Source organism: Paenarthrobacter sp. NPDC090517 (assembly GCF_044769165.1).
GTDB lineage: Bacteria > Actinomycetota > Actinomycetes > Actinomycetales > Micrococcaceae > Arthrobacter.
In genome coordinates this window covers 985,693-1,009,462 of the sequence record NZ_JBIVXN010000001.1, presented here as the reverse complement: position 1 = coordinate 1,009,462, position 23,770 = coordinate 985,693, and the positions used below count along the sequence as shown (strand labels likewise).

The following is a 23,770-nucleotide window of genomic DNA, read 5'->3' as shown; positions in this document are numbered from 1 at the left end:
ACATTGCGGACAGCGCCGTCACCCCGGTTTGTGCAGTGGCAGGATAGTACGTATGACTTATTCGGCTGCGGAAAACCGCTACGAAACCATGCCCTACCGCCGCGTCGGACGCAGTGGACTCAAGCTCCCCGCCATCTCGCTGGGCCTCTGGCACAACTTCGGCGACGACAAACGCTTCGACGAACAGCGCGCCATCCTGCGCCGTGCATTCGACCTCGGCGTAAACCATTTTGACCTCGCCAACAACTACGGACCGCCGGACGGATCCGCCGAGACCAACTTCGGGCGTCACTTGAAGGACGACTTCAAGCCGTACCGCGACGAACTGGTCATCTCCACCAAGGCCGGTTACTACATGTGGCCCGGCCCGTACGGGGAATGGGGATCCCGTAAATACCTGATCTCCAGCCTCGACCAGTCGCTGGAGCGCATGGGCTTGGACTATGTGGACATCTTCTATAGCCACCGTCCGGACCCCGAAACGCCGCTGGAAGAGACCATGGGCGCGCTGGACTACGCGGTCAGGTCGGGCAAGGCACTCTACGCGGGCATCTCCTCTTATACGCCGGAGCAGACCCTCGAGGCTGCCCGGATCCTGAAGGATCTCGGAACGCCGCTGCTCATCCACCAGCCCAGCTACTCCATGCTGAACAGGTGGACGGAAAACGGATCTCCCAACCTGTATGAAGCGCTGGACCAGGTGGGCGCCGGTTCAATCGCCTTCTCACCGCTCGCCCAGGGCATGCTCACCAACCGTTACCTCAACGGCGTGCCGGCCGACTCCCGGGCAGCCAAGGAACGTTTCCTGTCCGAGTCCGCGCTGACCGAAGACAAGCTGGACCGCGTGCGAGGCCTGAACGCCATTGCGGAAGGGCGAGGGCAGACCCTCGCGCAGATGGCCATTGCGTGGATCCTTCGCGATCAGCCCAAGGGGTCGCCGGTGACCTCTGCACTTATTGGTGCTTCCAGCGTGGCCCAGCTTGAGGACACTCTCAGCGCAATCAACAACCTGAAGTTCACTACAGACGAGCTGACTGCGATTGACGAATTCGCCGTCGAGTCGGATATCAATCTGTGGGCGCAGAAGTAGCCTTCAAGAACTGACATAAACAGCGGAAGCCGGTAGGGAACAAAACCGGCTTCCGCTGTGTTGGTTACAATGCAAGTGTGCGCCGAATGGCGCCGTGCCAATCAGCCGTGCCCTGGACTCAGTCAGGGATGCGCCTGGCACCTGAGGTTATTTCTCAAAAGGAGTTCCGTGTCTTCACATCCGATTCGTGTTGCCATTGTCGGCGTAGGTAACTGCGCCGCATCGCTGGTCCAAGGTGTTCAGTACTACCGCGACGCTGACCCCAAGGCCACGATCCCGGGTCTGATGCACGTCGAGTTCGGCCAGTACCACGTCAACGACGTCCAGTTCGTTGCTGCTTTCGACGTTGACAGCAAAAAAGTTGGACTGGACCTCGCAGACGCCATCGGTGCCAGTGAAAACAACACCATCAAGATCGCCGACGTTCCCGCCACCGGTGTGACCGTGCAGCGCGGCCACACCCTGGACGGCCTGGGCAAGTACTACCGCGAGACCATCGTCGAGGCTTCGGAAGAAGCCGTTGACATTGTTGCCGCGCTCCGTGAGGCCAAGACCGACGTCATGGTCTGCTACTTGCCCGTCGGTTCGGACCAGGCCGCTAAGTTCTATGCCCAGTGCGCCATCGACGCCGGCGTTGCTTTCGTCAACGCCCTGCCCGTCTTCATCGCAGGCACCAAGGAGTGGGCTGACAAGTTCACTGAAGCTGGTGTCCCGATCGTTGGCGACGACATCAAGAGCCAGATCGGTGCCACTATCACGCACCGCGTCATGGCCAAGCTGTTCGAGGACCGCGGTGTCACTTTGGACCGGACGTATCAGCTGAACGTCGGCGGCAACATGGACTTTAAGAACATGCTTGAACGCGACCGCCTCGAGTCCAAGAAGATCTCCAAGACCCAGGCCGTTACCTCCAACGTTGAGGCTGAGCTGCACGCCGACGATGTTCACATCGGACCGTCCGACTACGTTGCATGGCTCGACGACCGCAAGTGGGCCTTCGTCCGCCTTGAGGGCCGCAACTTCGGTGACGCTCCCGTTTCCCTCGAATACAAGCTCGAAGTGTGGGACTCACCGAACTCTGCCGGCGTGATCATCGACGCCATCCGCGCTGCGAAGATCGGCCTGGATCGCGGCATCGGCGGCCCGCTGCTTTCCGCTTCCAGCTACTTCATGAAGTCGCCTCCGGAGCAGTTCAACGACGACCTCGCCCGCGACAAGGTGGAAGCCTTCATCCGCGGCGACATCGAACGCTAAACACCCCCGTTACACCAAACGCCCCCGTATTCCGATACGGGGGCGTTTGTCGTTTCCGGACGCTCTATCCGATCCCTCAGGTTTGGGCTGGACGCTCTATCACTTTCCTCGGGTTTGGGCCGGATGCTCTATCACTTCCCTCGGGTTTGGATTCGACGCTCTATCCGATCCCTCAAAAGAATGCGAGATGGTCGGGTTGAAGAGGGTGGGATGTGAGAGAGCGCTAGAAAAGGCCAGTGGGGTTGCCGTCGGCGTCCACGTCCATGCGCATCGCAGCGGGTTCCTTGGGGAGGCCAGGCATGGTCATCACCGCGCCGGTCAACGCAACAATGAACCCCGCACCCGTCTTGGGAATCAACTCGCGGACGTGCACCCGGAATCCCTTGGGCGCACCAAGCCTGGAGGCATCATCAGTGAAGGAATACTGGGTCTTGGCCATGCACACAGGGAGCCCTGACCAGCCATTCTTCTCTATCTCGGCGAGGCGCTTGAGTGCCGGAACTGAGAACTCCACGCCATCGGCCCCATAGATTTCCTGCACAATCGTTTGGATCTTGTCCTCAACGCTGAGCTCCAGTGGGTACAGGTGACGGAAGTCTGAGGGCGCATCAAGGGCCGCCGCAACTTTGGCAGCGAGTTCGTCACCGCCGTCGCCTCCGCCCCCGCGGCCCCAAACATCAGCGACGGCGGCTTCCACGCCTTCTGCTGCACACCAGGCGAGGAGCCACTCAAGTTCCTCAGGAGTGTCGGTTCCAAACTTGTTGATGGACACAACGGGCGAAATGCCGAACTTCGCAACGTTGCCCACGTGCCTTTTCAAGTTCTCCACACCGGCTGCCATGGCCTCGATGTTTGGCTCGCTGAGTTTCTCCTTGGGAACCCCGCCCTGCATCTTGAGGGCGCGGATTGTTGCAACCACCACGACGGCGGTCGGCGCCACTTCGGCAATGCGCGCCTTGATGTCCATGTACTTCTCAGCGCCGAGGTCGGCGCCGAAGCCCGCTTCAGTGACCACGATGTCCGCAAGCTGCATGGCGGTGCAGGTAGCGATCAGGGAGTTGCAGCCGTGGGCAATATTCGCGAAGGGTCCGCCATGAACCAAGGCCGGGGTGCCCGCGATGGTTTGGACCAGGTTCGGCTTGATGGCGTCTTTCAGGAGCATTGTTAGTGCCCCCTCCACGCCGAGGTCTGACACGGTGACCGGGGTGCGATCGTAGGTGTACCCGAACGTGATGCGTCCCAGCCGTGCCCGAAGGTCGTCGAGGTCTGTGGCGAGACAGAAGACCGCCATAATCTCCGATGCGACCGTTATGTCGAAGCCGTCCTGTCGGGGCACTCCCTGTATTGGGCCGCCGAGTCCGATGACAACTTCCCGTAGGGAGCGATCGTTCATGTCCAGGACGCGTTTGAACGTCATGCGCCGGGGATCGATTCCGAGTTGGTTTCCTTGAAAAATGTGGTTGTCCACTAGGGCCATGAGGGCGTTGTTCGCAGAGGTGATGGCGTGGAAGTCGCCGGTGAAGTGCAGGTTGATGTCATCCATTGGCAGAACTTGTGAGTACCCGCCACCGGTTGCCCCTCCCTTCATGCCCAGGATGGGGCCCAGGGAGGGTTCACGCAGGGCGATCATCACTTTGTGCCCGGCGCGGGCCAGGGAGTCAGCGAGTCCCACGGTGGTAGTGGACTTCCCTTCGCCTGCCGGGGTGGGAGACATGGCAGAGACCAGCACCACCTTGCCGGGCGTCTTTCCTTGGGGGAGTACCAGCTTGGCCCGGTTGATCTTGGCCTTGTAGGGCCCGTACAGCTCGAGGGCGTCAACATTGATGCCCGCGCGTTCGGCGATCTCTTCAATGGGAAGCATGGTGGCGTGGTGGGCAATTTCAAGATCACTCAGGACCTTGTTTTCAGACATCGTTGTCCTTCGGCTCTGCCCGCAGCGGGGATGATGCTGCTGGGGTTCCTACACTGCAGTTCTTTCGCTGTGCGCGACAATCTATCAGCCCGGGAGCGCATACGAGCGGTGACTCATCGCCGCGGAACCAGTAAGCCGCCAACGGCTTCCCGGTAGCTTTCCAAGGTAATGGCTGCAGTGCGCTGCCATCCAAAGGACTCGGCGTGGGTGGCAGCGAGCCGGCCCATGTCCTCCCGGGTTTGGACGTCGTCGTAAAGATCCTCAAGGGCGTCGGCCCAGTCTGAGGGGTCGTGCCCGTCCACCAGCAGGCCTGTTCGTCCGTCCGATATGGCCCGGGAGAGGCCGCCAACGTTGGTGGCGACCACTGGTGTACCGCACGCCTGTGCTTCCAACGCCACCAAACCGAAGGACTCGCTGAAGGACGGCATCACCACCACGTCAGCGGACCGGAACCAACTGGCCAACTCCGGTGCCACTACAGGCGGCCGGTGAGTGACGACGTCGGCCAGTCCGGCGTCTTCGATGAAGTGCTGGAGGTTGAAGTCCTTGGCGCCGCTAAGGGAACCCAGAATAGTCATTTCCAGGTCGATGTCAGGCCTGCGCTGGCGGAGGATCCCGGCCGCCTTGACGAAAACCTGTGGGCCTTTGAGTCGCTGGATCCTGCCGGCGAAGAGGATATGGAAGCTGTCGGACCTGACTCCCCGCAAGGAACGTGACTTCCGGCGAAAGGACGGCGTGAACACTTTGAGGTCCACTCCGGGCGGCGCGACGTCGATGCGGTCAAGGTCTGCCCCGTAATGGGAAACCAATTCCTCCGCCTCGGCAGGAGTATTGGCAACCAGTCGGGAGGCGCCGTCAACAATCCGTTGTTCGCCTTCTTCGCGGCGTCGTGGCTCAGGCCGCTCACCGGACTCCAGGACGAGGTTTTTGACCTTTGCCATGGTGTGCATGGTGTGGACCAGAGGGACACCCCAAAGTTCTGACAACTCAAGCCCTGCCACCCCGGAAACCCAGTAGTGGGAATGGATCGCGTCGTAACGCCCATGGAGCTGTTGGTGGCGGATCTTGTCGATTTCTTCCACCATGTGGTGCAAGAGCGCCGGTAGTTCTTCCTTGGGCAATTTGCGTCGCGGACCTGCCATGACGTTATGGACGCAGACCCCCGGCCCGGGATGCTCGACGGCAGGTTGACCGGATTTGGTGGAACGGGTGAAGATTTCCACCTCCACACCGGACTCGGCAAGTGCCATGGCCAGTGCGCGGACGTACACGTTCATTCCGCCGGCATCTCCCGCGCCGGGTTGCTCCATGGGGGAGGTATGCAACGACAGGAACGCCACACGACGGATCAACGGCACCCAGTCCTCCTCACGATCACGGCAATAATCAGCTTTGCCCTGCAGAAAACACTACTCCTGCGCTCGAGTCCCATGCCGGGCAAACTCCGCTATGTGGACAAGGCTGCTACCGTGGCCGCTGTGAGCCAAGAACAAAACTTTCACATCCGCGAAGCAACGCCTGAAGACTGGCCCGGCATGTGGTCCATCCTGGAACCCGTGATCCGCGACGGCGAGACCTTCACCTGGGACCGTGACACCTCAGAGGACGCAGCCCGGTCCAAGTGGATCAAGGAAGCTCCCGGACAAACTTTCGTGGCGGTGCGCCAGGACACTGGCGAGATACTGGGAACGGGTGAGTTCCACGCCAACCAAGCAGGCGGCGGCAGCCATGTGGCCAATGCCGGGTACATGGTGGGGGCCAACAACTCGGGCCAAGGGATCGCCCGGGCGCTCTGTGCCTACTCGCTGAGCGAAGCCAAGGCAGCCGGGTTCCTGTCCATGCAGTACAACGCCGTGGTTGAGAGCAACGTCAGGGCTGTGTGGTTGTGGCAATCCATGGGGTTCAAGATTCTGGCCACAGTTCCGGAGGCCTTCAACCACCCGGAGATCGGGTACGTAGGCCTCCACGTCATGTACAGAAAGCTCTAGGCCCACAACTGGCTTAGCCCGGGAAAAGCTGCCTCATACCCTTCCAGTAGTTTCCGGCCCAAAGGGGCCGAACCTACCAATGGGTGGGCGGCAAATGCTTGGACAGCGGCCTCGCGCTCGCCGGCGACAACGGCCCTGATGGTCAGTCGTTCAACCTCCTTCACATGCTGCATCAGGGTGAGGAACTGCCCGACCGGCCGGTCCTGCGGAAGTGGCAACGCGCCGTCGGGCGTTACCTCGCAAGGAACCTCGACGACGGCGTCTGCCGGTAACCCGGGAACGGCCACCTCTGCGGTAGATGCGGCAGGGAACACGGGCGAGTTGGGTACGTTGAGGATCAGCTGGGCGGTCCCGCCCCCGGACAGCGCACGCATAACGGACAGGGCAACCCGTTCGTAGCCGCCCCCTGCGAGGTCAGACTCGTCGCGCTGCTCCCCATGCGTCCGTGCTTCGGCCAGATAGCCTTCCTCGCGGGAGCGCCGGGCAGCGTTCCAGAGCTTATAGGGATGTGATGCCTGCAGAAGCGACGGGTAGAGCGACTGTTGCTGGTCATGGATTGACGCTCCACGCGTTTCGCGTTGCTGTCCAATGGCTTCAGTGGCCTGCGACGTTTGGTAGTAGTAGTACAGATATTCGTTGGGCAGGCAGCCAAGTTGCAGCAGGGTATGCTGCCCGAACAACCGCCCCTCCTCCATGGTTTCGAGGGCAGCGTGATCGGACAGCAGGGCAGGTAGCAGATCCGTTCCACGAGGAGCCAGCCGGTAAAGCCAGCCGAGGTGGTTCAGCCCGTAGTAGCCCACGCCGTCGAGCGTTCCTTCTTTGAGGGGCGCCCCGGCAGCCCGGGCGGCACGCTGGACCAAACCACCGGCGGAGTCGCAGATGCCGATCACCTTGCGTCCCAGGACGGGAACCAGCGCTTCAGTGACCATGCCTGCAGGGTTCGTGAAATTGATCAGCCACGAGTCGGGGCAATGGAGCCGCATGGCTTCGGCGAGTTCCAGCATGTGGGGGATGGAACGGAGCGCATATGAGATGCCTCCGGCGCCAGTAGTTTCCTGGCCCAGCAACCCCAGGCTCAAGGGAACCTGTTCATCCGCAATCCTTCCTGCGGTGCCGCCTGGGCGGATGGCCGCAAAAACCATGTCCGTCCCCCTGAGAGCCTGCCCCAGGTCTGTGGAGACCAAGACGTCGGGCGCGGAACCTTGGTCCGCGGGCATGTCGCGGAGTACCGCCTCAATGGCGGCGAGACGTGAACCGTCCACGTCAAAAAGAACGAGTTCATCCACCAGTCCGGCGAAGGGACCCGCACACAAGGCCCGGTAGACAAGGGGAACCCGGAATCCGCCGCCACCGGCGATCATGAGCCGCATGGTCCGAGTCTATGCAGGCCCGCAAGTCTATGCAGTCCAGAACGTGCAGCGTAGTCTGCCGTGCATGGACGCTATACCCCAGCGACGATTCGACCCCCTGGCTGCGCTGCGGTCGGATGGGGACCATCAGTGCGACCTCCTCCTCACTGGAACGGTTTTCCAGGACATCATCTTCACCGGGCTCCCGCACGCGCCCGAGCCCGGCACAGAGGTTTGGAGCGAGGGCATGGGCAGTTGCCCCGGTGGTGTCGCCAACCAGGCCATTGCCGCCGCGCGACTCGGCTTGCGGACCAACCTCGCGGCAACCTTCGGGGACGACGGCTACGGGGACTACAACTGGCAGATCCTGGAAAGCCAGGAACACGTTGACCTCTCGCTCTCGCAGAGGGTTCCGGGGTGGCACTCACCGGTCACGGTATCCATGTGCGTGAACCAGGACCGGTCCATGGTGACTCACGGCCACCCCGCCCCGATCAGTTCCTCCGAACTGATCGGGAAGCCACCCAAGGCGCTCGCCGCCGTCGCTGACCTGGGCGAAGAACTGGAACCGTGGATGCTTGCAGCGAAGGAGGCAGGCACCAAGCTGTTCGGAGTGGTGGGCTGGGACCCGACAGGTGAGTGGTCAGAGCGACGGCTGGACCAGCTGGGAAACTTCCATGCTTTCCTGCCCAATGCCCCTGAAGCGATGGCCTTTACCGGCAAAGCCGACCCTTGGGCGGCACTGTATTCCTTGGCTGACCGGGTTCCCGTGGCAGTGGTAACCCTGGGCCCCCAGGGCGCGGTGGCAGTAGATTCGGAAACGGGGGAAGAGGAGTGGGTTCCGTCCCTGCCCGTATCAGCCTCCGATCCCACGGGCGCCGGGGACTGTTTCGGTGCCGCCTTCATTGTGGGATGCCTGGCAGGGTGGAGGCTGGGGGACAGGCTCCGGTTCGCAAACCTTTGCGCCTCCTTGGCGGTACAGGAAGTGGGCGGTTCACTGGCGGCACCGGGTTGGGGCGACATCGCCGACTGGTGGCAACGGGCGAACGCGAGGAAGGAGCGTCAGTCAAGTCAGTGGTTGAGGCGCTTCGCCTTCCTGGAACCGATCGTCAAGGACATCCCGGCGGAAGCTCAGCGGCGGGCCCGGGCGACCATCGCGCATTTGTCGGACGCGCAGTAGCTGTGAGAGCCCCACAGCTAACCGCGCAGTTAACCCGAGTTCACTGACAGCACTAGAATCTCTAGGGTGACTTACGAAGCAGCTGCAGATATCGGTATCGGGTCGAAGGCCTCCATAGCAAAGTCAGCGGTGCTGGAACGCTCCGCCGTGATTGACCTCGACGCCGTGCGGCACAACGTTCGTCAGTTCGTCGGCATCGCCTCCCCGGCAGCTGTTATGGCCGTGGTGAAGGCGGACGCTTACGGCCATGGTGCCGTTCAGGTTGCCAGGGCAGCCCTCGACGCCGGGGCGGCCTGGCTGGGTGTCGCCCACATTTCCGAGGCGCTCGCCCTGCGTGCCGCCGGAGTCGATGCCCCGCTACTCGCCTGGCTGCACACCCGCGAAAGCAACTTCCAAGCAGCAGTGGCCGCTGGCATCGACGTCGGAATTTCCGGTTGGGAACTTGAAGCCGTGGTAGCTGCGGCCCGGGAGCAGGAGCGACCGGCGCGTGTGCACCTCAAAGTGGACACGGGACTGGGCCGGAACGGCTGCACAATCGCAGACTGGGACCAGTTGTTGGGGCAGGCCATGGATTACCAGGACCAAGGCCTCTTGCGGGTTGTGGGCATCTTCTCCCATCTCGCAGTTGCTGACGAACCCCAGCGCCCCGAAACCGATGATCAGCTGGCTGTGTTCCGCGAAGCCATCGCCATGGCCGAAGACGCCGGCGTGGACACGGAGGTCCGCCATATTGCCAACACACCGGCAGCGTTGTCCCGCCCGGACTCACACTTCGACCTCGTCCGCGTGGGCCTGGGCATCTACGGATTGTCGCCCTTCGAAGGGGCCACGTCCGCGGAACTTGGCCTGCATCCCGCAATGACGGTCCGGACTCTTCTGTCCAACTGCAAGAAGGTGCCCGAAGGCCAGGGCGTTTCCTATGGACTCCATTACCGGACCAGCCAGGAAAGCACGCTGGGCTTGGTGCCGCTGGGTTATGCAGACGGTGTGCCCCGAATCGCCACGGGAGGTCCTGTGCGGGTGAACGGCGTCAACTACCCGGTGGTTGGCAGGATTGCCATGGACCAAATGGTCATTGATCTGGGGCCGTTATCTCCTGAAGCGGCGGCAGATCTCAAGGGCGCCGAGGCTGTCATGTTCGGCAACGGTGCCCACGGCGGGCCCACCGCTGATGATTGGGCGGCGGCTGCGGGAACCAACAACTATGAAATCGTGACGCGCATCAGCCCCCGGGTTCCACGCAGTTATGTCAATGAAATGCCTGCCCGGGCCGAAGCCAACAACGCAGCAGATACGGCCGCGCTGTGAGCGAGGCCCAGTGGGAGCGCACGCTCACGGTTTCGACGGCGGAGCAGACCCATGCGCTGGCAGCAGCTTTGGGTGGGGTCCTTGAGGTCGGGGATCTCTTGGTCCTGACCGGCGAACTGGGTGCGGGCAAGACGACGTTCACCCAAGGACTTGGCGAAGGGCTTGGAGTCCGTGCCGGCATCATTTCGCCGACGTTTGTCTTGGTACGGATCCACCCCAATCTCGCCGATGGACCCAGGCCCGGGGGCCCGGACCTGGTCCATGTTGACGCTTACCGGCTGGACTCGGCAGCGGAGATTGACGACATCGATCTCGAGAACACCATGGATACAGCCGTCACCGTGGTGGAATGGGGCCGCGACCGGGTGGAGCATCTTTCGGACAGCCGCCTGGAGGTTGACCTTCTCAGGTCTGTTGGCGGGGATAACACGGAAGCCACAACGGATGGCGATGTCATGGACTTCGATACCGATGACGACGACGAACCCCGCACCATCGTTTTCCGTGGGTTTGGTCCCCGCTGGGCCGAGGCACCGAAGCTCTTGGAGACCAGCGAAAACGGAGGCAACTGATGCTGATACTGGCCATTGATACCTCAGCGGTTGCCAGTGCGGCCCTGATCTCGGATGATGCCATGGAAAGTGTGGTGGACTCTTTCGCTACGGAGGACACCCGAAGTCACGCGGAAGTGCTGGCTCCCGGGATTGAAAAGCTCCTGGCTGGTGCCGGGGTCACCGGCGCGGACATCGATGCGATTGTCACCGGTGTGGGACCCGGCCCGTTCACCGGGCTCCGCTCCGGTATCGCCACCGCCCGCACTCTCGCCTTCGTGTGGGACAAGCCGCTGTATGGGCTCATGAGCCTGGATGCCATCGCCTTGGAAGTGGCGGAGTCCACCGCAGCGACCCCCGAGTTCCTGGTAGCTACGGATGCCCGACGCAAGGAGGTCTACTGGGCCCGATACAGCCTGGCCGACGGCCAGCTTCCGGAACTCGTGGACGGCCCCCACGTTGGTTTCGCCTCGGATCTTCCGGACCTGCCGGTGTTCGGCGCGGGCGCAGGCCTATACGCCGATGTCCTCAAGGCGGATGAAGATTTCGCCACCACCCAGCCGGATGCGGCTTCGTTGGGCCAATTCGCCTTGGCAAAGCTCACTGCCGGGCAGGCCTTGCTTGACTCAACACCTTTGTATTTGCGGGAATCGGACGCCCAGGTGCCAGGGCCCAGGAAGCGTGCACTGTGATGGGAGGAACTCTATGAAACTGTCACCCAAGTTGGAACTCGAAGGAGTTTCCCTGCGCGACATGACTGAGGCCGATGTGCCGGCCGTGGAGGTCCTGGAGCGCCGGTTGTTCCCCGTGGACGCGTGGCCCCTGCAGATGTTCTTCGACGAGCTGGCCCAGCCGGAGACACGGCGTTACGTGGTGGCAGAGGTTGCAGGGGAGATCGTGGCTTACGCCGGTTTGATGTGCGTCGAGCCGATTGCGGACGTCCAGACGATCGCCGTCGTGCCTGAATTCGAGGGTAAGGGCATTGGCTCTGCTGTCCTGACAGAACTGATTGACGAGGCGCGGCGCCGCCGTGCGGAGGACGTCCTGCTGGAAGTCCGGGCGGACAACCCACGCGCCCAGCAACTGTACTTGCGGTTCGGCTTCGAGCAGATCCACGTTAGGCCCCGCTATTACAGGGACGGCACGGACGCCCTGATTATGCGTCTTGAACTGAACAGACCCCAAGAAGGAGCAACAGCGTGAGCGGGCCGTATCCGGAACAGCCAAAGCAGCCGCTGGTGCTTGGCATTGAGTCATCCTGCGACGAGACCGGTGTGGGCATCGTGCGGGGGACCACCCTGCTGACCAACACGGTGTCATCGTCAATGGATGAACATGTTCGCTTTGGCGGCGTTATCCCGGAGATCGCGTCACGCGCACACTTGGACGCCTTCGTGCCCACCTTGCAGGAGTCGCTCCACGAGGCCGGCGTAACTTTGGATGACATCGATGCTATTGCCGTCACATCCGGTCCGGGCCTTGCAGGGGCGCTGATGGTGGGTGTTTGCGCTGCCAAAGCCCTTGCCGTTGCTACCGGCAAGCCGCTCTACGCCATCAATCACCTGGTGGCACATGTCGGCGTTGGGCTGCTGGATGGTAGGGCAGCTTCGGGTGGAGCGCCCGACGCCGTTGCTGCCGCCGGCTTGGGTGCCGGGAAGCTGCCGGAGAACCTCGGAGCACTGCTGGTATCGGGTGGGCACACGGAAATCCTGCGCATCCGAAGCATCACGGACGACGTCCAGCTGCTGGGTTCAACCATCGACGACGCCGCCGGGGAAGCCTATGACAAAGTGGCCCGCATTCTTGGTCTCGGCTACCCGGGTGGGCCTGCCATCGACAAACTGGCACGCCAGGGCAACCCTAAGTCCATCCGATTCCCGCGCGGGCTCACCCAGCCCAAGTACATGGGCACCGCGGAGGAGAAAGGCCCGCACCGCTACGACTGGTCCTTTAGCGGCCTGAAAACGGCGGTGGCCCGGTGCGTTGAGCAGTTCGAAGCCCGCGGCGAGGAGGTTCCTGTGGCAGACATCGCCGCAGCATTCCAGGAGGCCGTTGTGGACGTCATCAGTTCCAAGGCTGTCCTGGCCTGCAAAGAGCATGGCATTACTGACGTCCTGCTGGGTGGGGGCGTTGCAGCGAACTCGAGGCTGCGGGAACTGACCGGGCAGCGCTGTACCTCCGCGGGAATCAAGCTGCATGTTCCGCCGCTGGACCTGTGCACGGATAACGGAGCCATGGTTGCCGCGCTCGGAGCGCAGCTGATCATGGCAGGCATTGCTCCCAGCGGAGTTTCCTTCGCGCCGGATTCCTCCATGCCGGTAACCACGGTGTCAGTGGCTGCCTGAGCTTTACCAGTTACGCGTCAGGTCCTTTGCGCATCTGTTTCACGAGGTCCATGACCACTGCCTGCAGGTCGCCGTTGTGTTCTGCGGCCACTCGGCGCTGCCGCTGGTAGCTTGCTCCGCGCTCGATGATCTTCAAGACGTCTGCCAGTTCTTCTGAGCAACCCAGCTTGGCTGCCACAGGTTCCAGCCGGGCGACGGTTTCAGCGAGGTGCTCCGTGACCAGCTGCTCGTTGCCTTGGGCGTCGAGGATGATGATGGCCTCCATGCCGTAGCGTGCGGCACGCCATTTGTTCTCCTGCACGTGCCACGGCGGCATGGTGGGGATGCTGCCACCGGCATCAAGGATGGCGGAGAACTCGTCCACCAGGCATTGGGTCAGCGCAGCAATGGCGCCTACTTCTTCAAGTGTGGCCAAGCCGTCGCAGATGCGCATCTCGATGGTGCCCAGGTTCGACACGGGGCGGATGTCCCAGCGGATTTCGGAGGTCGCGTCAATGACACCTGTGGTGAACATGTCCTGGACGTAGGACTCGTAGGCCTCCCATGTTTCGAACTGGAAGGGCAGCCCGGCGGTGGGAAGCTGCTGGAACATGAGCGCACGTTGGGAAGCGTAGCCGGTTTCTTCGCCAGCCCAGTACGGGCTGGAGGCGGACAACGCCTGGAAGTGCGGGAAGTAGTTGACCAGACCGTCCAGAATGGGGAGGACCTTGTCCCGGCGGTCGATGCCCACATGGACGTGAACGCCGTAGATCACCATTTGGCGTCCCCACCATTGGGTCCGTTCGATCAGCTTGGCGTAGCGCTCTTTATCCGTGACGGGCTGGAGCAGGGGAGGGCTGAACGGGTGGCTGCCTGCGCAGAACACTTCCACGCCCATGGGATCGGTGACTTCGCGGACGGCGGCGAGGGAACGGCTGAGGTCTTCTTTGGCGTCCTTGACCGTCTCGCAGATACCTGTGACAAGTTCAACAGTGTTGAGGAGCAGTTCGCGCTTGATATGGGGGTGTTCGTCGTCCTCGTTGAGGTCGGGGTGGTTCGCGGCGACGCCCTTCAGGACGTCGTTGGCCACTGATACCAATTCCCCGGTGCGTGCATTGACGAGCGCCAACTCCCATTCCACACCCAGTGTCGATTGCCTGGATGGCGCAAAATCAATCTGCACGTAGTCCCCTCGTAGTCTGTCTCAGCCGGACACGGTTCCCCGCTGTGGGGCCGCCAGCGGTCGGATCAAGTCTAATGCAGCCGGAACACAGGTGACTGCTGGGCGCTAACTAACGACGAGGACCGTCATTTGCTAATGAGAATGCTTCGCAATAGAATCAACGCATGCATCTCACAGTCCTCAGTTCCCTGGACAGCCAATGCCGGGAGTCAGCCGCAGCCAGGCTCGGCCACACCCACGCCGATTCCGTGGTGGTCCTCCACGATCTTCTGGATGGTTCGCTGGTCCTGCGGCGCGTCTATCGGAACGGCCAGCTGTTCGAACGCGAAACAACGGTATTGGAGCATGGTTGCCTTAGCTGCACCGTCAGGTTGGACGTAGTCCCGACGGCGGAACGCCTCGCCTCGTGCGGCTTCGACCATGTTGTCCTTGGCCTCCCGCCCGGCGTTGCAGCAGAGATGGCCGTCACCGAGCTTCGGCGTGGATTGAGCCGCCCGGCGGTGATCGACAATGCCGTGCTGGCCTTGGACCCCGTAGACCTGGACGACCATATCTGGGACCGGCATACCCTGTTCGAATCAGGATTCACGTCCATGCCCACTGATGAGCGCACCAGCGGGGAATTTCTGATTGGCGAGTTCGGGCAAGTGGACACCGTCATGGTGCACCCCGGACTGGGCGCCGTGCTGACCGGAGACCCGCGGGAAGGTTCCGCACGGTGGCTGCTGGGCGTCGAATTGCTTGGCCAGTTGGCGCCCCATGCCAGCGTTGTTGGCGGGGCTGACGACTACCGGCCAGGATGCTTCGACGACGCCGAAGCAGCGGCCCGTAACCGGCCCGGCGTCGTGCATGTGCCCGTCAGTGCAGCGGAAGGTTCCTTCCGGACGGTGCTCCACAAAGCGGGTCGCCCCCTGCATCCTGGACGTTTCCGTGATGCCCTTCCACAGTTGGCGGCCGGCACGCACTGGCTGCGCGGCCGCCTCTGGATTGCTTCAGCCCCTAAAACGCGGATCGCAGTCCAAGGAATCGGGCCACGTGTGTGGTTGGAAAGCACCGGAAAGTGGCTGGCCGACTCCGCTGCATCGGCGCCAGGCCTGATGCGCCCGGGAAAGGCGGGAGCCGACGTCGACTCTCTCCTTAACTGGCATCCCAGCCATGGCGACCGCGGAACTGTACTGGCCATCACTGGAAGGTCGGAGGACATTGATCCGCAGGAAATCAGCCGGCTTTTGGACGGTTGCCAATTGACGGAGTCGGAGTTGGAACAGGATTTCGGCGTCTGGGATGACCCCCTTGAACTCAGCGACGCCCTCTAGGCCAAAACACCCAACACCAACACCAAGGAGAAACACCATGAAGGTCAGGAATTCGCTGCGTGCCCTCAAAAAGATCCCCGGTGCCCAGATCGTGCGCAGGCGGGGGCGCACCTTCGTCATCAACAAGAACAACCCGCGGATGAAGGCGCGGCAGGGCTAACAGCGCGGCGTTGTTTAATGGGGGAATGCCAATCCTGAACAAAGACATGTCCCTGTGCATTTCGCTTGCGGCCCGGCCCAGCAACATCGGGACCAGGTTCCACAACTATCTGTACGATCTGCTCGGCCTGAACTTTGTGTACAAGGCATTCGCCCCCGCGGACATCACCCTCGCGGTGGCGGGCATCCGCGGCCTCCCGATTCGGGGCGCCGCGGTGTCCATGCCCTACAAGGAAGCCGTCATTCCGCTGGTTGACGTCATGGACCCATCGGCCAAAGCCATTGATTCGGTGAATACCATCGTCAATAACCACGGTGTCCTCACTGCCTACAACACGGACTACATCGCGATCGCCCGGCTCCTGAAGGACCACCAGGTTCCCAGCAGCCACACGGTGCTGCTCCGCGGTGCCGGCGGCATGGCCAAGGCCGTAGCCGCAGCCCTTCGGGACGCCGGGTTCACCGCTGTAACCATCGTGGCACGCAATGAGGGCACCGGCCGTGCGCTCGCAGACCTCTACGGCTTCGGATGGCAGGACGACGTCAACGGCTCAACCGCGGACCTCATCATCAACGTCACCCCGCTGGGAATGGCAGGGGCGGATGAAACGGCGCAGTCTTTCGACGACAACACTATTTCCGCTGCCCAGGTGGTGTTCGACGTCGTGGCATTGCCGTCGGAGACGCCGCTCATCACCGCTGCCCGGAGAGCGGACAAGAAGGTGATCACGGGTGCCGAAGTTATCGCCATCCAGGCAGAGGAACAGTTCGTGCTGTACACGGGCGTGCGTCCGAGCGCCGAGCAGGTGCGTGAAGCCTCGGAGTTCTCCCGCCGCTAGCCCTCGTGACGCATCAGGCCGTCACTGGCTCCACGACAACAGCCACTCTTTCCTCGCCGATCCTGGTGAGGACCAAGGTGGCTGTTTTCGCATCCTTGCCTTTAACGGGTTTGGCGGGAAGCAGTTGCTTCCGCAGTTCCTCCGGGGTCACTGCCGTGCCGCGCTTCTTGATATCCAGCACCGTGACGCCGTTGTTCTTCACCCATGCCTTGAGCGCCTTGACGTTGTAGGGCATCACCTCAAGCACTTTGTACGCGCGGGCGAACGGGGTGTCGTGCAGCTCGGGGGCGCAGATGTAGGCGATGTGCTCGTCCACCAGATGCCCACCCAGCCGTTCGGCGACGTCGGCCACCAGTCCTGCTCGAATCACGGCACCATCGGGTTCGTAGAGGAAGCCCTCAACAGGCCCGACGGCGGCTACCGGGCCGCCGTCGAAATCCGCGCCGCTGGTAATTTCAGCGGCCCCTTGGCTGCCGATAACAAGCGCGGCGCGACGCACGCCGGGACGGGCCACTGCGTTGAACCACAAGGTCACTTCGGTAACATCGCCGCCCACGGAGACCCACTGGGCTTCGCAGCCTGAGGGCACGGAATCGTGGGGTATGCCGGGTCCCATCTTGACGCCGATAGCGCGCCCCGTGGCTGCCAGGCGCTCCACGAACGACAGTGGGGGAGAGAAAGCTTCAGGGTCCCAGATCCGCTTGGTGCCGGAGGTGGACGTTGTTCGACGTGCAGGATCCAGCCACACGCCGTCCATACCGTCCAGCTCCACGGAGGTTGCATCCGCGTGAACAACGGTGGCATGGGGGAAGGGCATGAGATTGATGGTGGCGCAGGCGGCAGTGGTTTCATCCATCTCAACGGCTGTGACCGAAATGTCCATGGAAGCCATTGCCATGGAATCGGCGCCGAGGCCGCAGCCGAGGTCTGCAATGTGCGAGATGCCGGCCTTCGCGAAACGCTCGGCGTGCCGTGCAGCGACGTTCAAGCGCGTGGCCTGTTCCAAGCCGGCCTGGGTGAAGAGCATCTGCCTGGCGAACTCACCGAACTTCGCCTCAGCACGTGTCCGCAGCCGGGATTGCGTGAGGACAGCAGCCACGAGTTCAGGGGAGTGGCCGGCCTTACGGAGGTCGGCATTGACGCTGAATGAGTCGGCCTCCCGGTAGGGCCCCAAAGAGGCAAGAAGTTCCCATCCTTCAGTTGTCAGCAAGGGCGCGATCTGTTCCTGCGGTGCGTGAGGCATGGGATCAAGCCTAGCGGCGCGGTGCTTGACAACGTTACCGGCGGATCAGCCGGATAGGGTTGTTTTCATGGAAGACAACGCAGCCACGCATCACTCCACCATGACAAAGTTCGCCCGCCCTGCCCTGATTGCGGGGGCAGTGATCGCGGTGGTCTGCATCGGCCTGCTGATCATCATCTTCGCGCTGGATTCCTTCAATGCCGCCACCTACTCCGTCGCCGGAAAGAGCGTCAACGATCCCACTGAAGAAGCGCGGGGCATCCGTGAACTCTACAGCGGCGCCAGGACGGGTGGAATCGTCACGCTGGTTATCTCCGGCGTCGTAGCCATGGCCGCTGCCGTGGTGCTGTATTTGAACCGCGGCAACGCTCCGCTGGACGAGGACGACGACGGCGAAAACTACGATCTGGACGACCTCACCGGCCGGTGACGGAAGGTTCACTCATGACGAAATGCTGGCACTCGCCTTGACCGAGTGCTAACGCTTACATAGAGTCTTGTTAGCACTCTCCCCCGGAGGGTGCTAATCACGCCAAGCGTCTTCCGGCACCGCGACGACGGTTGTACGCTCCGGCACCCTAGTTCTTAGTCCATGAATCAGCTCATGAAAAGGAGAGTCCGAGTGTCGGTCTCGATTAAGCCTCTTGAGGATCGTATTGTTGTTCGCCCGCTCGAAGCAGAGCAGACCACGGCTTCCGGCCTGGTAATTCCGGACTCCGCACAGGAGAAGCCGCAGGAAGGCGAAGTTGTTGCAATCGGCCCCGGCCGCTTCGATGACAACGGCAACCGCGTACCGGTTGACGTAGCTGTTGGCGACGTCGTCATCTACTCCAAGTACGGTGGAACCGAAGTCAAGACCGGCGGCAACGAGTACCTCGTTCTGTCCGCCCGCGACGTCCTTGCGATCGTCGTAAAGTAACTTCCCGGAGCCCCGCACCGCCGCCGCGTTGGAATCATTCCAACCGTCAGCGGTGCGGGTTTTCTGTCTTGAAAGGACACAACCATGGCAAAGCAGCTAGCTTTTAACGATGCTGCCCGCCGGTCTCTTGAGGCCGGTATCGACAAGCTCGCCAACACTGTCAAGGTGACGCTTGGCCCGCGCGGCCGCAACGTCGTGCTGGACAAGAAGTGGGGCGCTCCCACGATCACCAACGACGGCGTGACCATCGCCCGCGAAGTTGAGCTTGACGACCCCTACGAGAACCTTGGCGCACAGCTGGCCAAGGAAGTAGCCACCAAGACCAACGATGTAGCCGGCGACGGCACCACCACGGCCACCGTGCTGGCACAGGCCCTGGTCAAGGAGGGCCTCCGCAACGTTGCTGCCGGCGCCGCTCCTGGCGAGATCAAGCGCGGCATCGAGGTTTCCGTCGAAGCCATCGCAGCCCGCCTCCTGGAGAACGCCCGCGAAGTTGAGGGCACCCAGGTTGCCAGCGTCGCAGCCATCTCCGCGCAGAGCGACGAGGTTGGCGAACTGCTGGCTGAAGCGTTCGGCAAGGTTGGCAAGGATGGTGTCATCACCATTGAAGAATCCTCCACCACCCAGACCGAACTGGTCCTCACCGAAGGCATGCAGTTCGACAAGGGCTACCTTTCCCCGTACTTCGTCACCGACGCAGAGCGCCAGGAAGCAGTCCTCGAAGACGCCCTCATCCTGATCAACCAGGGCAAGATCTCCTCTCTGCAGGACTTCCTGCCGTTGCTGGAGAAGGCCCTGCAGGCCAACAAGCCGCTCTTCATCATTGCTGAAGACATCGAAGGCGAAGCCCTCTCCACGCTGATCGTCAACCGTATCCGCGGCACGCTCAACGTTGTTGCCGTCAAGGCTCCGGGCTTCGGCGACCGCCGCAAGGCCATGCTCCAGGACATCGCGACGCTTACAGGCGCCCAGGTTGTTTCCCCGGACCTCGGCCTGACCCTGGACAGCGTTGGCCTTGAGGTACTGGGTACCGCCCGCCGCATTACGGTGACCAAGGACAACACCACCATCGTTGACGGTGCAGGCACGGCCCAGGACGTAGCCGACCGCGTGGCGCAGCTGCGTGCCGAGCTCACCCGGACGGACTCCGACTGGGACAAGGAAAAGCTGCAGGAACGCCTGGCCAAGCTGGCCGGCGGCATCGGCGTGATCAAGGTTGGCGCAGCCACCGAGGTTGAGCTGAAGGAAAAGAAGCACCGCATTGAGGACGCCGTTTCCTCCACGCGTGCTGCCCTCGAAGAAGGCATCGTTTCCGGTGGCGGCTCCGCCCTCATCCACGCCCTGAAGGCACTGGACGAGTCCCCGGCCGTCAAGGCGCTGGAAGGTGACGCAGCAGCTGCTGTTGGCATCGTCCGCCGCGCCCTGGTTCAGCCCTTGCGCTGGATCGCCCAGAACGCCGGCTTCGATGGCTTCGTGGTTGTTGCCAAAGTTTCCGAGCTGGAAGCCAACCACGGCTTCAACGCCAAGTCCGGCGAGTACGAGGACCTGATCGCCGCCGGCGTGATCGACCCCGTCAAGGTCACCCGCTCCGCTCTCCGCAACGCCGCCTCCATCGCCGCCCTGGTTCTCACCACCGAGACCCTGGTCGCCGAGAAGCCGGCTGAGGAAGAAGACGCACACGCAGGCCACCAGCACTAACGGCCTGTTACACAAAAGCCCCGGTCATATAGACCGGGGCTTTTGTGTTTCCGGGTGGTGTCGTGGCCTGTGTCGGGAGCTATTGTGGGCGTTCGACGGCGGCGGTAACCTGACGCTAATACGGCGGCTTGCGTGCGTCATCGGGGCGCATCGACGCCGTCGGGTGAGCCATGACGATGCCTGCCACAGCCTTGGACCTGGGACGCTCGGCGTTCTCCGAGCACCGCTGGAGCGATGCTTTGGACTGCCTGGCACGCGCAGACACAGAAGGGGGCTTGCCTCCGCAGGACATCGAGTTGGTGGCCTCCGTGGCGATGCTGCTGGGCAAGGATACCGAGGGCGTGGCCTACTTGACCCGGGCCCACGACGAATTCATCACGCTGGGCGATACCGATAGCGCTGCGCGCTGTGCAGCATGGCTGGTGCTGTACTTGATGGATCTTGGTGAGCCCGCCCGCAGCAGCGGTTGGATGTCCCGGGCCAAGCATTTGGTGGAAGGGCTGGATAGTCCAACGGCAGCGGAGGGCTACCTGATGGTTCCGGAGGCACTTGGTGCCCTGTACGGGGGATCACCGGAGGCGGGCTTTGCGATTTTCAGCCGGGCGTTGGAGATCGGCCGGCACTTCCAGGACAAGGACCTGATGGCGCTGGGCCTGCTCGGCGTCGGAACGGCAAGGCTCACCCTCGGATTTCCCGATGAAGGCCTTCAACTTCTTGATGAAGTGATGGTTTCGGTCAGCGCGGGCGAAGTTTCGCCAATCCCGTCCGGGATCATCTACTGCGCGGTGATCGGAAACTGTCGTTTGGTGCTGGACGTCCGGCGGGCCCAGGAGTGGACAGCGGCGCTGGAGAAATGGTGCGGGGACAGGCCGGACATGGTCATGTTCAGCGGGCAGTGCCAGTCCCACAGGGCGGAATTGTTTCTCCTCCATGGGGCGTGGGATGACGCCCTTGCCGCAGCCCACATTGCCCAAGACCGTGCGCGCCGGGGCGATCCGGAGGCCACCTACGGCGCGTGGTACCAGCAAGGGGAAATCCTCCGTCTCAGGGGAAGCCTGGCCGAAGCCGAAGCTGCTTATGCAAGGGCTGGCGAGACGGGATTCGAGCCTCTTCCCGGTATGGCGCTGGTGCGATTGGCCCAACAGAACTGCCTCCAGGCCCAGTCCATGTTGCGTCGGGCAGCGGCAACGTCGGATCCTGCCAACCGGCGAAGGCTTCTTCCGGCTTTGGTTGAGGTGGAACTCGCCGCCGGTGACATGGCAGCGGCAAGATCCGCTGCGGACGAATTTGCGTCCCTTGTTGACACGGCAAAGCGCCCTTTGGAAGCGGCCCTTGCCGCGCACGCGGAGGCAAGCGTGCTGTTGGTTGAAGGCAGCGCGGAAGCTGCCTTGATGGCGGCACGGACGGCATGGAGGCTGTGGTTCTCCCTTGAAGCGCCGTATGAAGCTGCCCGTTGCCGTGTGCTGGCAGGCAGGGCCTGCGCGGCACTCGGCGACCCCGATTCGGCGACCATGGAATTCGAAGCGGCCCGGGCGGAATTCGCGGAGCTGGGCGCTGCTCCCGCGGCCTCTGAAGTAGCAGGCATCAGTGGAGAACGCGATCAAGGCACTGGCTCGCCGCTAACTGTCCGCGAACTTGAGGTCCTGCGTCTGGTGGCGGAGGGCAACGCGAACAAAACCATTGCCCGTTCCCTCTTCCTCAGCGAAAAGACAGTTGCGCGGCACGTGAGCAATATCCTGACCAAACTCGCTGTGCCGTCGCGTGTGGCTGCGACCCGGTATGCGTTCGATCACCATCTGTTGAGCTAACGCTATCTGCTGAGGTAACGATCGTTCGCCTGTGCGCATAAGTACCCATGCAGCGTGGACGGGAATGGGTCATTCTGCCGACGCGGTGGATGGGGCTGGGCTCATAGCGTGGCTGTATGAACATTCCACTGCTTGCCGGCACCGTATCCACCGTGCTCTTCGCAGCCAGCATGCTCCCCATGCTTCTGAAGGCCGTGCGCACCAAGGACCTTGAGTCCTACAGCGTAGGCAACATCGCCACCACCAATGTGGCCAACGCAGTGCATTCGTTCTATGTCTTTGATCTTCCCGCCGGCCCCGTATGGCTGCTGCACTCCTTCTACATTGTGGTGTCTGCCCTCATGCTCTTGTGGTGCCTGCGCTACCGGAAGGTTCCTGAAGACGCACACAAAGAACCCATCGGAGATCCAGTAATTGAAGGGAAGAAACCATGAACGGGAGCCAAAACCCAGCAGTAGACACGCTCATCGTGGGAGGTGGACAGGCAGGCTTGGCGATTGGATATTGGCTTGCACAAGAAGGCTGCAGTTTCCTGATAGTGGACGAAAATGCCAGGACGGGAGACTCTTGGCGGCAGCGGTGGGATTCCCTGCGGCTGTTCACTCCCGGCAAGTACGACGGCCTTCCCGGGGCGCCGTTCCCCGGCGACAGGTTGAGTTTTCCCACAAAGGACGAGCTGGCTGACTACCTTGAGGACTACGGGCGCCGCTTTGACCTGCCGATCGTGCACAATGTGCGCGTCGACGGCCTTATTAGCGACGGGGATGGATACCAAGTCACGTCGGGGCAGCGATCATGGCATGCCAGGAACGTTGTTATTGCCACGGGGGGATACCGCGTTCCCAAGACCCCGGCCTTTGCCGTGGAACTGTCGGCGGACATACTGCAATTCCATTCCCAGGACTACAAGAATCCTTCCCAGCTACAGCCGGGGCCTGTCCTCGTGGTGGGACTCGGGAACTCAGGGGCGGAGATTGCCCTGGAGGTTAGCGGGAGCCATCCGACAGCTGTGGCGGGAACCCCTGGTGGCGAGCTCCCCGTGCGCCACGGACGTGCAGCAGCGCGCTTCGTGCTTCCGGTCATTCGTTTCGCGGGCCTGCACGTGCTCACACTCGACACACCTGTTGGCCGCAAGGTTGCTCCAAAGTTCATGCAGGAGGCTGCGCCGCTGATCCGGACCAGGACCAAGGAACTGCACGCCGCAGGTGTTGAATTGCTGCCCAGGGTTACCGGCGTCCGGGACGGCTATCCGGAAGTTGGGGGAGTCATCCAAACGGTCAAACCTGCCAACGTTATCTGGTGCACGGGTTATCAGGACGACTACTCGTGGGTCCGGGTGCCCGTGGTGGACGGGGCAGGCAGGCTGCTACAAAAACGGGGAGTGGCGGCCGACGTTCCAGGTGTGTTCTTCATCGGCCAGGAGTTCCTGTTTGCTGCCGCCTCGGCAACTTTGCCGGGCGTGGGCCGGGACGCCCGCTACCTTGCCCGCCGGGTCACCGAACGGCGTTCCAGGGGTTTTGCAAACGTGTAACTGCTCACGTTAGGGCGGGGGAGTGCCGGCAGCAATGCCGGCGAACCCACGGAGTATCAGCACAGGTCACGCACAGGTTTTGGTGGCACAATGTATGGCTGGACCTGTGCTGATGGGG

Annotated in this window: 23 protein-coding genes; 18 read left to right on the top strand and 5 right to left on the bottom strand. The window is 62.4% G+C overall.

The annotated features are described in order from the left end of the window. Positions 1 to 52 precede the first annotated feature (52 nt). The gene (gene mgrA, locus ACIQTW_RS04655) at positions 53 to 1,090 is read left to right on the top strand and encodes an L-glyceraldehyde 3-phosphate reductase (RefSeq protein WP_402934231.1); all 1,038 of its coding nucleotides are present in this window, start codon (positions 53 to 55) and stop codon (positions 1,088 to 1,090) included. 168 nt (positions 1,091 to 1,258) lie between these two features. Continuing rightward, a complete protein-coding gene (locus ACIQTW_RS04650; protein WP_402934228.1) occupies positions 1,259 to 2,344 on the top strand; it encodes an inositol-3-phosphate synthase in 1,086 nt (361 codons plus the stop codon). Positions 2,345 to 2,567: 223 nt separating this feature from the next. Here the strand turns inward: ACIQTW_RS04650 and ACIQTW_RS04645 are convergent, their stop codons facing one another. Together ACIQTW_RS04645 and mshA are read right to left on the bottom strand one after the other, a co-directional pair. Then, a complete protein-coding gene (locus tag ACIQTW_RS04645; RefSeq protein WP_402934226.1) occupies positions 2,568 to 4,256 on the bottom strand; it encodes a formate--tetrahydrofolate ligase in 1,689 nt (562 codons plus the stop codon). 113 nt (positions 4,257 to 4,369) lie between these two features. Then, entirely contained in the window at positions 4,370 to 5,614 is a 1,245-nt protein-coding gene (gene mshA / locus ACIQTW_RS04640; protein ID WP_402934224.1) for a D-inositol-3-phosphate glycosyltransferase, read from the bottom strand. Here mshA and ACIQTW_RS04635 point away from each other — a divergent pair. Next, entirely contained in the window at positions 5,576 to 6,244 is a 669-nt protein-coding gene (locus ACIQTW_RS04635; protein WP_402934222.1) for a GNAT family N-acetyltransferase, read from the top strand. The genes mshA and ACIQTW_RS04635 overlap by 39 nt on opposite strands. On the opposite strand, the gene ACIQTW_RS04630 is transcribed toward ACIQTW_RS04635, so the two are convergent. Continuing rightward, complete coding sequence (locus tag ACIQTW_RS04630) at positions 6,241 to 7,614, bottom strand: 6-phospho-beta-glucosidase (RefSeq protein ID WP_402934220.1); 1,374 nt, start codon at positions 7,612 to 7,614, stop codon at positions 6,241 to 6,243. The two genes, ACIQTW_RS04635 and ACIQTW_RS04630, sit on opposite strands and share 4 nt — an antisense overlap. A gap of 64 nt (positions 7,615 to 7,678) precedes the next feature. Here ACIQTW_RS04630 and ACIQTW_RS04625 point away from each other — a divergent pair, with 64 nt between their 5' ends. The 6 genes from ACIQTW_RS04625 to tsaD all read left to right on the top strand — a co-directional run bounded on the left by ACIQTW_RS04625 (position 7,679) and on the right by tsaD (position 12,977). Further along, positions 7,679 to 8,773 (top strand): carbohydrate kinase family protein, encoded by a 1,095-nt coding sequence (locus tag ACIQTW_RS04625; RefSeq protein ID WP_402934218.1) that lies wholly within the window; start codon positions 7,679 to 7,681, stop codon positions 8,771 to 8,773. A gap of 66 nt (positions 8,774 to 8,839) precedes the next feature. Beyond that, entirely contained in the window at positions 8,840 to 10,081 is a 1,242-nt protein-coding gene (alr, locus tag ACIQTW_RS04620) for an alanine racemase (RefSeq protein ID WP_402934216.1), read from the top strand. After that, positions 10,078 to 10,653 (top strand): tRNA (adenosine(37)-N6)-threonylcarbamoyltransferase complex ATPase subunit type 1 TsaE, encoded by a 576-nt coding sequence (tsaE, locus tag ACIQTW_RS04615; RefSeq protein WP_402934213.1) that lies wholly within the window; start codon positions 10,078 to 10,080, stop codon positions 10,651 to 10,653. The genes alr and tsaE overlap by 4 nt, the downstream gene beginning before the upstream one ends. Next, the gene (gene tsaB, locus ACIQTW_RS04610) at positions 10,653 to 11,324 is read left to right on the top strand and encodes a tRNA (adenosine(37)-N6)-threonylcarbamoyltransferase complex dimerization subunit type 1 TsaB (protein ID WP_364306988.1); all 672 of its coding nucleotides are present in this window, start codon (positions 10,653 to 10,655) and stop codon (positions 11,322 to 11,324) included. The genes tsaE and tsaB overlap by 1 nt, the downstream gene beginning before the upstream one ends. 13 nt (positions 11,325 to 11,337) lie before the next feature. Beyond that, a complete protein-coding gene (gene rimI, locus ACIQTW_RS04605; RefSeq protein ID WP_402934211.1) occupies positions 11,338 to 11,835 on the top strand; it encodes a ribosomal protein S18-alanine N-acetyltransferase in 498 nt (165 codons plus the stop codon). Beyond that, positions 11,832 to 12,977 carry a tRNA (adenosine(37)-N6)-threonylcarbamoyltransferase complex transferase subunit TsaD gene (tsaD, locus tag ACIQTW_RS04600; RefSeq protein WP_402934209.1) on the top strand — a complete coding sequence of 382 codons (1,146 nt, stop codon included), beginning with the start codon at positions 11,832 to 11,834 and terminating at the stop codon, positions 12,975 to 12,977. Before rimI ends, tsaD begins: the two co-directional genes overlap by 4 nt. 10 nt (positions 12,978 to 12,987) lie before the next feature. On the opposite strand, the gene ACIQTW_RS04595 is transcribed toward tsaD, so the two are convergent. Then, entirely contained in the window at positions 12,988 to 14,139 is a 1,152-nt protein-coding gene (locus ACIQTW_RS04595; RefSeq protein WP_402934207.1) for a glutamate--cysteine ligase, read from the bottom strand. A gap of 164 nt (positions 14,140 to 14,303) precedes the next feature. Between ACIQTW_RS04595 and ACIQTW_RS04590 the strand changes: the two genes are divergently transcribed. The 3 genes from ACIQTW_RS04590 to ACIQTW_RS04580 are packed head-to-tail and all read left to right on the top strand — an operon-like array spanning position 14,304 to position 16,453. After that, positions 14,304 to 15,455 carry a GTP-binding protein gene (locus ACIQTW_RS04590; protein ID WP_402934204.1) on the top strand — a complete coding sequence of 384 codons (1,152 nt, stop codon included), beginning with the start codon at positions 14,304 to 14,306 and terminating at the stop codon, positions 15,453 to 15,455. Between the two features lie 37 nt (positions 15,456 to 15,492). Then, positions 15,493 to 15,615: a type B 50S ribosomal protein L36 gene (ykgO, locus tag ACIQTW_RS04585; RefSeq protein ID WP_011775528.1), complete on the top strand. Its 123-nt coding sequence runs from the start codon at positions 15,493 to 15,495 to the stop codon at positions 15,613 to 15,615. A 25-nt stretch (positions 15,616 to 15,640) separates the two neighbouring features. Next, a complete protein-coding gene (locus ACIQTW_RS04580; protein ID WP_402934201.1) occupies positions 15,641 to 16,453 on the top strand; it encodes a shikimate 5-dehydrogenase in 813 nt (270 codons plus the stop codon). 13 nt (positions 16,454 to 16,466) lie between these two features. Here ACIQTW_RS04580 and ACIQTW_RS04575 read toward each other — a convergent pair whose 3' ends face one another. Next, positions 16,467 to 17,696, bottom strand: a complete 1,230-nt coding sequence (locus ACIQTW_RS04575; RefSeq protein WP_402934198.1) for an SAM-dependent methyltransferase — start codon at positions 17,694 to 17,696, stop codon at positions 16,467 to 16,469. A 67-nt stretch (positions 17,697 to 17,763) separates the two neighbouring features. Between ACIQTW_RS04575 and ACIQTW_RS04570 the strand changes: the two genes are divergently transcribed. The 6 genes from ACIQTW_RS04570 to ACIQTW_RS04545 all read left to right on the top strand — a co-directional run bounded on the left by ACIQTW_RS04570 (position 17,764) and on the right by ACIQTW_RS04545 (position 23,652). Then, positions 17,764 to 18,126, top strand: coding sequence for a hypothetical protein (locus ACIQTW_RS04570; protein WP_402934196.1), 363 nt, complete (start codon positions 17,764 to 17,766; stop codon positions 18,124 to 18,126). 192 nt (positions 18,127 to 18,318) lie between these two features. Further along, a complete protein-coding gene (gene groES, locus ACIQTW_RS04565; protein ID WP_011775524.1) occupies positions 18,319 to 18,615 on the top strand; it encodes a co-chaperone GroES in 297 nt (98 codons plus the stop codon). A gap of 84 nt (positions 18,616 to 18,699) precedes the next feature. Beyond that, the gene (groL, locus tag ACIQTW_RS04560; RefSeq protein ID WP_017200315.1) at positions 18,700 to 20,313 is read left to right on the top strand and encodes a chaperonin GroEL; all 1,614 of its coding nucleotides are present in this window, start codon (positions 18,700 to 18,702) and stop codon (positions 20,311 to 20,313) included. Between the two features lie 170 nt (positions 20,314 to 20,483). Then, the gene (locus ACIQTW_RS04555) at positions 20,484 to 22,121 is read left to right on the top strand and encodes a LuxR C-terminal-related transcriptional regulator (protein ID WP_402934192.1); all 1,638 of its coding nucleotides are present in this window, start codon (positions 20,484 to 20,486) and stop codon (positions 22,119 to 22,121) included. 116 nt (positions 22,122 to 22,237) lie between these two features. Continuing rightward, positions 22,238 to 22,555, top strand: coding sequence for a hypothetical protein (locus tag ACIQTW_RS04550; RefSeq protein ID WP_402934189.1), 318 nt, complete (start codon positions 22,238 to 22,240; stop codon positions 22,553 to 22,555). After that, a complete protein-coding gene (locus tag ACIQTW_RS04545; RefSeq protein ID WP_402934186.1) occupies positions 22,552 to 23,652 on the top strand; it encodes a flavin-containing monooxygenase in 1,101 nt (366 codons plus the stop codon). Before ACIQTW_RS04550 ends, ACIQTW_RS04545 begins: the two co-directional genes overlap by 4 nt. The last annotated feature ends 118 nt before the right edge of the window (positions 23,653 to 23,770 follow it).